This window comes from Chitinophaga flava (genome assembly GCF_003308995.1).
In the GTDB taxonomy this organism is placed as follows: Bacteria; Bacteroidota; Bacteroidia; order Chitinophagales; family Chitinophagaceae; genus Chitinophaga; species Chitinophaga flava.
Genome location: NZ_QFFJ01000001.1, coordinates 2,917,510 through 2,929,618 on the forward strand (window position 1 = coordinate 2,917,510; position 12,109 = coordinate 2,929,618).

Below are 12,109 nucleotides of genomic sequence, written 5' to 3' on the forward strand. Positions count from 1 at the left end.
TGATAAACTAGAACGTCACTTTAACGTTTACGCCAAAACGCCGGGTGGTAGGAGCACCGGACAATTCAATCCCCTGTACGTTGGTAGAACCAAAGCTGCCCACTTCCGGATTAAAGCGTGTGTATTTAGGCAGAAAAGGAGCATAGTACCAGAGATTACGTCCTGTCAGGGTAACGGTTAAGCTGCCAATAGGCGTTTTGCTGAACCAGCTTTTAGGGAAATCATAGCCCAGCGTCGCTTCACGGAAGGTATACACGGTAGCGTCATATACATTCCATTCGGAAGCAGAGTTGATGGCAAAAGTTTCACCAAAGAACATTTCAAAAAGACTGATGGCTGTTGTATTGGGTATACGTTGTCCTTTATTGTCCAGTAAGGCGGTGGCAGAATTCACATCACCATATACACCCGGAATCACATATACATTGTCACGTTGGGCGGGACCCGTGTCTTTTGTCACACCACGGCCCAACAGAGAGCTGGTAGTAACAGAATAAATATCTCCACCTCTGGTAAGGTCAAACAATACATTCAGGAAGAAACCTTTGTAGTTGAGGGTAGTACTGATACCTGTTTTGAAATCCGGATTGGGATTACCGATCATGCGCTGATTGGGATCAGGAATCAGGAAACCATTGGAAGGATCGATAAGCAGCTTACCATCGGAATCTCTTGCATCAGCTGTACCACGGAGGTAGCCATATGGTTTTCCTGCTTCCAGGAAAGGAGAGATCGCATCCAGCACACCTGCCAGCGGCAGTCGTACCACTCCGGGTTTCAGCTCTTTTACTATACTTCTGTTTTTGGTGAATACACCGTGTATGCTCCAGGTGAGATTCTTATTTTTGATCGGTATCACATTAAGATCTATCTCAATCCCTTTATTGGTCAGTTTCCCGAAGTTGTCGATCACCTGTCCGAAGCCGGAAGAAGGTGGCAGGGTCAATGGTGCAATCTGATTGGTAGACAAACGGGAATACCAGGCAAAGTCGAGGGCAGCCCTTCTGTCAAAGAATTCCAGCGTAGTACCTACTTCAAAGTCCTGTGTAAACTCAGGCTTCAGGTTAGGATTGCCTGCATTGGGGTTTTGCATCACACCGGATTGTCCCTGGAAAGGTATGTTGAGGCGGAAGATATTGGCAAGTTGATAAGGATCTGCATCCCTGCCCACTTTCGCCCAGCTGGCCCTGAGTTTACCAAAGGTCAGCACCTTGCTTTCCAGTTTAAGCGCATCGGTAAACACCCAGGAAACCGCCACGCTTGGATAAAAATAGCTACGGTTGTTGGATGGTAGGGTGGAAGACCAGTCATTTCTGCCTGTCACGGCCAGGAAGAGCCATTTTTTATAGTCTAAGTCCACTTCCCCGAAAAGCCCCCACAATCTGCGCCGGATGAAGAGGTCTTCCGAAGGCAGTACACTCTTGGTATTGGTGAGCGCCCAGGTACTTCTGGGTACGATGATATTTTTACCAATATTCACCTGTGATTTTGTCGTACGCTCGTTAACGTTCTGACCTACCAGCACTTTCAGTCCGAAGTCTTCATTTTTAAGCTTGGGAGTAAAGGTACCAATGAGGTTGGACTCGATTTCCGTAAAGCGATAGCTCTGTTGTGTAACCTGACCATTACCTTCTGCACCTCTGGAACCTACGTCCACCACTTCCTTACGCAGGAAAGAGTTGATGTTGGTACCAATCTGATAACTCAGGTTGAACCAGGGTAACACTTCATAGTTAAACTTCAGACCTGCCACATAACGGTCTGTTGCGGTGGTCACGGTATTATGTGCAAAAGCCCATAAGGGGTTATCATATTGAGCATTATTGGTAGAAACCGGATTACCGGTAAGAGGGTCCACAAAAGGTAGTCCGGCAATATTCCAGTTACGGGCCAGGAATAGGTTACGGGCAAAGGATGAAGTAGCACCCGATACCTGGTTTTCCCCGAATATACTACCACCCTGATTGCTGGTGCTGTAGCTGAAATTGGCGTTAACGGTCAATCCGTTGGTCAGGCGGGTTACACCACCTACAGACAGGTTGCCTCTGTTGAAGAAAGAGTGGGGCACATAACCATCCTGGCTCAGATAAGAAGCCGTAGCACTGATGGATGATTTTTCATTACCACCATTTACGCCCACTGAATTTTCAGTGATCCAGCCTGTACGAAACAGGTCCCTCACGTTGTTGGGAACTGCACGATAGGGGATTTTGCCGGAAGCAGGGAACAGGTTGGGGAAAGCATCCAGATAGTTTTGCCATACCGGAATAGAGTCCAGTGTGCCAAATCTGGGGCCCCAGGAGCCATTTGAATTGGAATAAACAAACCGGCTACCAGCACCAAAATCGTTTTGATATTTGGGATAGCTGGCTACTGTTTCCATGGAGAGAGAAGAGGAGTAGGTCACTTCAGTTTTCCGTTTTCCCATGCTGGCACTACCGGATTTGGTAGTAACGATGATCGCACCATTAGAAGCCCTCGAACCATAGAGCGCAGCTGCTGCTGCACCTTTCAGAACTGTCATGGAGGCAATATCATTGGGGTCGAGGGATGAAAGACCGCTGGAGTAGGCACCACCACCGGAAGTCTGGCTGGAGGTAGTTACCTGATCATTATTGTAAGGAATCCCATCTACTATGATCAGCGGTTCGTTATTGCCATAAAAAGAGGTATTACCACGGATATTGATACGGGTGGCGGCGCCAGGTGTACCTTGTGAGCTTCTGATGTCCACCCCGGCCACTTTACCCTGCAATCCCTTCAACATATCCGGTTCGGATTTCTGCTGGATCTGGTCTGGTTTTACCGTGGCCACCGAGTATCCCAGCGAGGTCTCATTTCGTTTTAAACCTACTGCTGTTACTACTACTTCGCCTAATTGTTTTTTATCTGATTCCAGGGCCACGTCTACTTCATTACCCGGGCCTACAGGCACTTCTTTGGTGAGATATCCTACAAAAGAAAACACGAACGTAGCATTAGCAGGGACGTTATTCATTTTATAGGTACCATCACCGGATGTAAACACCCCTTTTGTCGTACCCTTTATGACCACCGTAACACCGGGAAGAGCAGAACCATCTTTGGCATCCGTAACTTTTCCGCTGATCGTTCGTGTCTGGGCTACTGCGCTGAGAACGCTGCTGCACATGAACAGCCATAGTAGTAGCTCTTTTTTCATAAGCGACTTGGTTTTGATTGACTAAATAGAAGTTAACTCAGTTAAATTACAACAAAAAAAGCTGATATATTATCAATATTGGTTAAAATAATATCAGATAATTTCAGATAATTTGCTATATGAATCTAGATAAATATTTGTTAAATAACAGCTAGATAACAGGAAACATTTGGAATTGTTGACAAAGTGATGGGAGAGGGAATATATTTTTTTTTACCAAATACAAAGAAAACTGCATAAAAGATTTTTTTTACAAATGGCGGGCCGGGGCAGGAAGAAGGGAACTAAAGTTATGGATAGGGTTATACGAAAAAAGGACACCAGTATACTGGTGTCCTTTTCAATTACAGTTTGCAAAAATTATTTATTGTAACCCGGATTCTGTACAATGTTCGGGTTAGCGTCAATTTCTGTCTGTGGGATCGGGAATGCCACGAGGTTGTTGTTGAAAGGCACTACCGGTGTGTTAGGAGACTTAAAGCCGTCTGCATCTACGATTTGGCGGGTACCGTGAGTCCTGAACAGGTCAGTAGCACCAAAACCTTCACCGATCAGTTCCAGTCTTCTTTGTTTAAAGATCTCTGTCAGGATTTCTGCCTGAGTAGCGCCTGCAAAGGCAGTCAGACCACGTTTAGTACGCAGGCTGTTGATATCGTTAACAGCCAGTTGCAGCTGATTGTCCTGTGCATAAGCTTCGGCGCGATTCAGCAGCACTTCGCTAATTCTCAATACTTTTATGTTAGTCATACCTGTGATACCCTGACCATTGCCAATCCACTTCATCATGTAGAAGCCACCAGCAAAGTTTTTAACAATAGTATTGCGGTAATCGGCAGGGTCCAGCAAGGCCATAAAACCATCAGCGAGTCTTACGTCGCCATAGCCGCTGGTAGGAGTATTGTCATTAGGAAGATAGATGCCACCGATGTTATCAGAACCTCTGTTTTCCGGCGTCAGAAAACGCAGGGAGAAGATCTCTTCACTGGTAGCAGCATCGGAGGTGAAGTTAGCCAGATAGTTGGGATTACTCCACAGGGCATAATCATTCATCAGCTTATTGGCTTCTGTAATAACATTAGCCCAGTTTTTCTGATAAAGATACACGCGGGTCAGCAGCGCAGTGGCAGCATTTCTGGAAGCGCGGAAAGCTCCATCAGATTTGAGTTTTGAGTCCGGAGCCATTGTCTGGGCCACTTTCAGATCACCAATGATGGCATCATAGGTTTCTTTCAGCGTAGAACGGGAAGGCTTAAACTTAGCCGGATCGTCTACAGCTTTCATCGCCAGTGGCAGACCAGTGTTAGCAGCATTCACATCACCAATTTCCAGCATGATGGAGTAAGGTTTCGTATACCTTCTGGCCAGGTCCAGGTGAGCCAATGCTCTCATGAAATGAGCCTCACCTTTATAAGGCAATGTCATCTCTGTATCCGGCAGCTTATCGATCATGGTGCTTGCCTGGTTCGCAACGCGGTAAGCATTCAGCCATGTTTTGTTCTGAGCTGCACTCAGGGGAGTGAACATGTACTGATACTCCAGAACAAACCTGTTGGAGTTGATAGAAGTAATCTTTACATCATTACCTGTCACCTCGTTCACTACTGTAAAGTCGCGGCCATAATACTCAATCTCCTGCGCGCGCTCATACAAACCATTGGCCAGGATACGGGAGTTTCCTTCAGTAACGGCAGTTTTATCATCCAGCGCATCAGCAGGACTGAGGTCCAGCTTGGAATTGCAGGCAGCAAATGCTGTAGCAGCTGATAACGCAAGTATAGAAAGTTTTGGATATTTCATGATTAACTTAAAATTTTTTGTTAAGCAACTTCTTCAATTACAATCCTACGCTGATACCAAATGTGAACACGCGAGAAGTAGGATAACGATAAAAATCAGTTCCCGCGTTGGTTGTAGCCACAGAAGCAGTACTGGTCGGAGGCAGCGGGTTAATGTTGATATCCGGATCCCATCCTTTGTAGCTGGTCAGGGTGAACAGGTTTTCTGCCTGAGCATATACACGGAGTGACTGCATTTTCATGGCACCCAACAGGTGTTTAGGCAGGGTATAACCCAGTGTCAGGTTTCTGATCCTTGCGTAAGACACATCTTCCAGGTAACGGGTAGAAGACTGGTTAGCACCACTACCACCCCAGATAACTTTAGGTCTGTCGGAGATGTCGCCGGCATTTTTCCAGTGGTCCAATGCGTCTTTCGCCTGGTTACGAACGTTAGCACCATCAGCTTCCAGGTTAGCACGGTTGGAATTATATACTTTGTTACCTGCGCTGAAAGTGATCAGCATAGACAGATCAAAGTTTTTGTAGTTGACTTTGTTGGTCCAGCCACCAGTGATCTTAGGCAGCATCTGGCCAACGAATTGCCTGTTGTTCTGTGCTTCTTTGTAGTTGTTGGTAGGTTTACCATCATTTCCAACCCACAGTGGGTCTCCGTTATCCGGATTAACACCATACCAAACCGGCATATACCAGGAACCGTATGCTCTGCCTACTTCAATACGTTGTCTGGATCCATTAGGAATAGCCTGTTGGCCACCCAGGTCCAGTACTTTGTTACGCAGGGTAGCAAAGTTCACATCAGAAGACCAGGTCAAATCTTTAGTAGCAACCGGAATACCACCGATAGTGATTTCAAAACCCTGGTTCAGCATTTTACCAACGTTCATGTTGATTGCTTCAAAGCCGGTAGTCATAGACAGCGGCAGTTCCATCAGCAGGGCAGAAGAACGTTTATCATAGAAACCAATGTTACCGTACACACGACGATTCAGTACAGAGAAGTCCAGACCGATGTCGAACAGGTTTTGTTTTTCCCAGCTCAGGTTAGGATTGCCTGGTTGGCTGGCAAAAGCGGCTGTTTCACCCAGATAAGCACCGGACATGCTATAAAGACCCTGGTAAGGATAGTCAGGGTATCTACCCAGACCTTCAGCGTTACCCATGATACCGTAGCTGGAACGCAGTTTCAGGTCGTTCAGCCAGGAGATATTTTTAGCAAATTCCTCCTGAGTAATACGCCATGCAGCACCTACTGAGTAGAAGTTACCATAGCGGGAGTTTTTAGGGAAACGGGAAGAACCGTCTCTTCTGAAGCTCGCGCTCAGGAAATATCTGGACTGGTAGTCATAGTCAACTTTTCCGATCAGACCCTGGAAAGCGTAAGCTCTTTCGCTACCACCACCATCATACAGGCTGGCACCTACGTCAGGCACCTGCAGCTGGTTGCCGGGGAACCCGTTTTTACCCGCAAGAGTATATATCCTTGTCTGGTAGGAGTACTCGTTACCTGCCAGTACGTTAAAGTTGTGATCTTTGTTGATGGAGAAGTTGTAGGTCAGCAACTGTTGAGTAGTATACAATGACATGTTGGTGTTGATATTGTACAGATACCCGCCGGAAGTACGACCATCATAAGAAGTCGGAGAAGTCCATTGTTTTTCACGGATGCCGGTGATTTCAGCATTACCTTTCACAACAAAACGCAGGCCGTCGATGATGTTATAACCCAGTGCCGCGTTGAAAATTGTCTGCGTATTATTGTTTTTCCGGTAGTTGCTGGCAACAGTATTCAGGAAGTTACCACCCTGCAGCACAGGACGGAAAGACTGCGGAATATCAGCTACACCAGACCAGCCAGTAGAACCAGGTTGACCATCCACATGGCCTGCATATGGCTTGCCATTCTCATCTGTTGCAGGAATCCAGGGCACTTGTGTGAGTGCACCCATCAGCGGAGAAGAGTAGGAGTTACCAGCACCTGCGCTGCTCTGATCGGTATAGGTACCGCTCATTTTTACGCTCAGGTCAAATTTGTTATTGAACTTATGGTCTACGTTCAAACGGCCGGAGTAACGGCTGAAGTTACTACCGATCAGGATACCATCCTGTTTGAAGTAGTCACCGGAAGTATAGAAAGTGGTTTTTTCGTTTCCACCGCTGGCGTTCAAACCATAAGACTGAGTTTTACCTGTGCGGAAAGCCAGGTCCATCCAGTCTGTGTTAACATTAGCCAGGTGGTCAGGACGGTATTTCATAACATCCGCTTCAGATTTGCCTGCATTTCTCAGGGCTTCCCGCTGATAGTCGAGCAGCTCTGTAGCATTCATCATCGGAATACTTTTAGCGAGGTTCTGGAAACCGAATTTGCCATTGAAATTGATTCTGCTCTGTCCTTTTTTACCGGTTTTGGTAGTGATAACCACCACACCATTGGAACCACGGGCACCATAGAGGGCAGTGGCAGAGGCATCTTTCAGAATAGTGATGTTTTCGATATCTGCCGGGTTCAGGCTGGACATGATGTCCTGAGAAGGTGTATTCTGCGTGAAATCACCTGAAGACATGATCACCCCGTCCAGTACATACAGAGGGCTGTTGCTGGCAGAGATAGAACCGATACCACGGATCCTTACTTCTGTTTTGGATCCAGGCTGACCGGAGTTGGTAGATACGGAAATACCGGGTGCATTACCCTGCAGCATCTGGTTTACATCAGGCAGGGATACGTTGTTGATTTTTGCACCAGTGATAGTGGAGGCAGCGATAGTGGAATTCGCCTTTTTTTCCAGGGTATACCCTGTTACCACTACTTCATCCAGACTTTTGGAGTCTGTTTTCAGTGTGATGTTGAGCTTTTCAGCAGTACCAACAGGTACTTCTTTGGTTTCGTAGCCAATAAATGATACTACTAATACATCTTGACCGGACGCCTGCAGGCTGAATGTGCCGTCCGGATTCGTGGCAATACCTTTGGAGGTGCCCTTTACCTGAATGGTTACCCCAGGTATAGGTGATCCGTCTTTCCCGTCGGTAACTTTCCCCATTACATTGCGATTTTGCGCAAATGCCTGACCAGCCACGCATAGCACGGCCAGGAGGAGAAATAATACTTTCCTCATAAGCATGATTTTGTTTCCTAGTTTTTAACCTTCAAAAAAAAATAATAATCAATATCAAGGCTTAATGCCTCAATTCATTTTGGTTCCCGTTATTGCAATAAAAAATAAGTTGATAAAATTCTTGTGGAGAACTTTCAGCTGGCAGGTGTAATGACAGTACGATAATTAAAAATCAACGACAATCCTTGCGATTTATTTAATAAATCAACAGAAGAAGCTATTAACTTCTTTCCCATAAGCAGTTTCCTTGACAAATTTTCAACCAGCTGTAAATATAATCTTTATTAACAAAAAATTAAGCTGGAAAACTTGGCTATAACATGCCGATAACATCTTTTTAACACGACGTTAACTTATGTAATTAATTATAAATATATAGATAGATGTAAATAAACAAGCGGCAAGAATACCACCTGCACTTATCAACCAAAATCTAAATCGAGATTTAATATTGTCACGCCTGACGGCGTGACAAATAAATTTATCAAGAAAGGGTAAGCGGATATGCTTTTAATAATTCCAGCAATACCGCATACAGGTCTTCATTCCGATGATTGAACCTGTACTCACATTCTTTCAGATGCAGATAGGCCGTATTACGGTTCAGCCCCTTGAACTTGGCCAGGCGGTGCTTGGTCAAACCCCAGAAAGCATCTACATCATCCATCAACGGACCTCCATGAGCGGAATCCGTCTGGGGATTACCCAATCGGTACAAACGATACTGGCCCAGGTCCACAACACCGTTAAACCGACGCAAACGTTCGGTCGTATCCAGCGTCTCCAATACGGAACGGCCGCGTGTAGCGGCATGGATCATAGGCCTCGTTACATCAGGTAAAATTTCGGTGTGCAACCGGTCTGCAATTTTGCAGATACCAAAAATGACCGGCTTTACAATGCGGTCAACCTCAGGCTTAACAGCGACCAGCGTATCGCCGCTGTCAATATCCGTCTGGGTTTCAACATACCGGCTGTCGTAGGCTACGACCGGAACCGGTACTGGATGCTGCGTCTCGCAGAAACGGGCTATCTGATTCCTAAGCTTCTTCAGATAACTATTAATAGTTACTCTGCTTACTCCGCTTATATCAGCGATCTGCGTCGCAGTAAGATCGTCGGCAAACAGCCGCAGGATCTCCTTAAACTTGCGCTCAGATAAATGAGCGCCCTTTAAGTATTTGTTTTTCATGAACTAGTGTGGTTAGAATGGCATTATAAACCTCTCACTTTTTATTCGGTATATACACAGCTTTTATACAAGCGGCGATAAGGGTATTTGAATGCTCCCCACTAGATTATTTTATAACCGTTTTTTGTCCATTTTAGCTAAATTATTGCGGCTGTTTAGCATCCCACAACCCCGTTTCTACAATAGGTAGGAAAACGAAGAAGCGAAAACCATAGCACATAACTATAGCCTTCGCTTCTTTTTTTTATCTGATATCTAAATACTCAATTCATCCTATTCACTGTCATCAACACCCAGCTTAGACATCTCAATGTCCTGCTCTTCATCCAACGCTGTCCACAACTCTTTCCTCCGTGCCTTCTTCAACAAAGCCTTCTCCATCCATAACAACAACGCCGGCAGAATCGTAAGATTGGTAATCATCGCCACCACCAGTGTCAGGGAAGTCAGCCATCCTAACGCCTTGGTACCACCAAACTCAGAGAAACTGAAAATCATAAACCCGGCAAAAAGGATCATCGAGGTATAAATAATACTCAAACCAGTTTCATGGATCGTCTGCTTTACCGTAGCGGAAATATCCAGGTCATGCCGCGGCAACTCCTGCTTAAAGTTCACCAGGAAACGAATAGTAACGTCAATGGCTATACCCAGTGCCACACTAAACACCAACACCGTAGATGGTTTCAATGCTACCCCTATCCATCCCATCACACCGGCAGTCACTATCAGCGGGATAATGTTGGGGATCAGCGAAATGAGCAACATCCGCCAGGAACGGAACAGATACAACATACAAACCATGATCAGCACAAAAGCCAGCAGAATACTTTCTGTCAGACCATTGATGATAAACCGCGTACCCTCCTGGAATATAATACTGGTACCGGTAAAGGTTACCTTGTAATGCGCTGTGTCAAAAATAGCAGTCACCTTGGGAGCCAGTGAATCCATCAGTAACGGCAACCGCTGGGAACCCACGTCTTTCATATTCACACTTACCCTCGCCACCTGTTTGGTGCTGTCCATAAAGGAAGATAGCAGCTTCGAAAAGTTAGTAGCCGAACCATTCGCCGATGTATTGGCCTGTTTCATGCGCAGATAAGGCGCCAGAAAGCCCAGATCAAACTGGTTAGGCACTGCATAGTTGGAGCTGTCGCCGTTATAATAAGCCTGCTTGGCAAACTTGATACCCTCCACAATCGACAAAGGCCTCGCAAAGTCTGACTGGGATTCAATCAACTTAGTCAGTTCATCCAGCTTGTTCAACGTCTGCAGGCTAACGACTCCGTTTTTACGTTTGGTATCTACCGCTATCTCCAGCGGCATCACACCTTTAAAGTTATTCTCAAAAAATTTCAGATCGGTATACAGCTTGTCGGTCTTCGGAATATCATCCAGCATATAACCTACAGACTTCAGTCGGGTCATACCTACCAGGGCTCCTATCACCACAATACCTGTAAAAAGATATACAGGTTTGCGGTATTTAAATACCAGCGTAATGAGGAAATCCAGCACCTTGCCCAGAAAACCGTTTTCCAGATAGTTGATATGTTTGGTTTTCGGCGGTGGCAGGAAACTCAACACGGAAGGCAGGAAGATGAAAGAGATCAGGAAGATGAACATGATATTTAACCCCGCTACCACACCAAACTCTTTCAGAATAGCACTGTTGGTGAAACAGAACACCCCGAAACCGATAGCGGCGGTCAGGTTGGTAAACAGTGTTACGATGCCCATCCGCTGTATCATCCGCACCAACGCCTTGGTTTTATTACCGTGGCGGGCATATTCCGCATGATATTTACTGAGAAAATAAACACAGTTGGGTATCCCGATCACTACGATCAGCGAAGGAATCAAACCAGTCAGCAACGTGATCTTATAGCCCATCAGCACAATAGTGGCTACCGACCAGATCACACCAATTGCTACCACCACCATAGACATCAACACTGCTCCAAAAGACCGGAAAAACAGGAACAGGATCAATCCTGTCAGCAGGAAAGAGATCTTCAGAAAAAGCTTCAGTTCATCCGCTACCTTAACGGCCATGACTGTACGAATAAGTGGCAAACCGCTTAAATGCACCTCTGTATGATGTTTCTCTTCAAAAGCTTTGGCCAGTTTGGTAATTTCAGCTACCACAGCTGTGCGTTTGGGGGAATTGAAAACATCCTTGTTTACATAGATGGCCATCATATAGGCACCCGTTTCGGCATTGTACAGGCGGTCCTTATAAAACAACAAGGTCCTGAACACGCCCGCCAGACTATCAATCTGCGCCTGGGTATAACTGCTGTCCTTAAACAACAACCCCGCTTCCAGCTTCTGTGTACTGTCATTTTTCACAAGGTTGATGGCCACCGGCACGCTCAGAATGCTTTCCACTGCGCTGACTTTCTTCAGGTCTTGGTTGAGCTTCATATAGTCCCGGAAAAAATCTTCCTGGAAAAACTTGTCGGTTTGCACCCCCAACACCAGCATATTACCATCTCCTCCGAACTTTTCCTTGAACTTCTGGTACTCCAGAAATTTAGGATTATCATGCGGTATGGTAGCCACATAGTCGTAGGACATCTCCACCCTGGTTGCAAAAATCGCCATCACGCCGGTGGCGATCAGTAACAGCAGTAGGAGCGGTAATCGGAATTTTAGCACAAAGCCGGCTAAACGTTGCCACATAAAGGATTTTTCAATTTTGTTAAATGGCGTAAAGGTAAGTTAAAATCCCTATTAGCTGGTAACAGCCATCTCTCCCTGAATTACATTTGTTTGGCCTAAATTGCAGCTTTATTCCGGCAGTTGCCGGTATCAC

At 45.8% G+C, this 12,109-nt stretch carries 6 protein-coding genes; 1 reads left to right on the forward strand and 5 read right to left on the reverse strand.

Features of this window, described 5'->3' with window-relative positions; translation table 11 throughout:
- Positions 1 to 7 precede the first annotated feature (7 nt).
- The 4 genes from DF182_RS11650 to DF182_RS32650 all read right to left on the reverse strand — a co-directional run bounded on the left by DF182_RS11650 (position 8) and on the right by DF182_RS32650 (position 8,952).
- Positions 8 to 3,181, reverse strand: coding sequence for a SusC/RagA family TonB-linked outer membrane protein (locus DF182_RS11650; RefSeq protein ID WP_113615789.1), 3,174 nt, complete (start codon positions 3,179 to 3,181; stop codon positions 8 to 10).
- A 360-nt stretch (positions 3,182 to 3,541) separates the two neighbouring features.
- The gene (locus tag DF182_RS11655) at positions 3,542 to 4,978 is read right to left on the reverse strand and encodes a RagB/SusD family nutrient uptake outer membrane protein (protein ID WP_113615790.1); all 1,437 of its coding nucleotides are present in this window, start codon (positions 4,976 to 4,978) and stop codon (positions 3,542 to 3,544) included.
- A 37-nt stretch (positions 4,979 to 5,015) separates the two neighbouring features.
- On the reverse strand, positions 5,016 to 8,096 hold the full coding sequence (locus DF182_RS11660; protein WP_161964124.1) for a SusC/RagA family TonB-linked outer membrane protein: 3,081 nt from the start codon (positions 8,094 to 8,096) through the stop codon (positions 5,016 to 5,018).
- A gap of 484 nt (positions 8,097 to 8,580) precedes the next feature.
- Positions 8,581 to 8,952 (reverse strand): hypothetical protein, encoded by a 372-nt coding sequence (locus DF182_RS32650; protein ID WP_245957413.1) that lies wholly within the window; start codon positions 8,950 to 8,952, stop codon positions 8,581 to 8,583.
- Between DF182_RS32650 and DF182_RS32655 the strand changes: the two genes are divergently transcribed.
- Positions 8,947 to 9,258 carry a hypothetical protein gene (locus DF182_RS32655; RefSeq protein ID WP_245957414.1) on the forward strand — a complete coding sequence of 104 codons (312 nt, stop codon included), beginning with the start codon at positions 8,947 to 8,949 and terminating at the stop codon, positions 9,256 to 9,258. The genes DF182_RS32650 and DF182_RS32655 overlap by 6 nt on opposite strands.
- A 303-nt stretch (positions 9,259 to 9,561) precedes the next feature.
- Here DF182_RS32655 and DF182_RS11670 read toward each other — a convergent pair whose 3' ends face one another.
- Positions 9,562 to 11,976, reverse strand: coding sequence for an efflux RND transporter permease subunit (locus DF182_RS11670; RefSeq protein WP_113615793.1), 2,415 nt, complete (start codon positions 11,974 to 11,976; stop codon positions 9,562 to 9,564).
- Positions 11,977 to 12,109: the final 133 nt, after the last annotated feature.

What these genes read in the sequence shown, in the direction of transcription:
- DF182_RS11650 (WP_113615789.1), bottom strand. Translation starts at nt 3,181, where the DNA reads ATGAAAAAAGAGCTACTACTATGGCTGTTCATGTGCAGCAGCGTTCTC.
- DF182_RS11655 (WP_113615790.1), bottom strand. Translation starts at nt 4,978, where the DNA reads ATGAAATATCCAAAACTTTCTATACTTGCGTTATCAGCTGCTACAGCA.
- DF182_RS11660 (WP_161964124.1), bottom strand. Translation starts at nt 8,096, where the DNA reads ATGAGGAAAGTATTATTTCTCCTCCTGGCCGTGCTATGCGTGGCTGGT.
- DF182_RS11670 (WP_113615793.1), bottom strand. Translation starts at nt 11,976, where the DNA reads ATGTGGCAACGTTTAGCCGGCTTTGTGCTAAAATTCCGATTACCGCTC.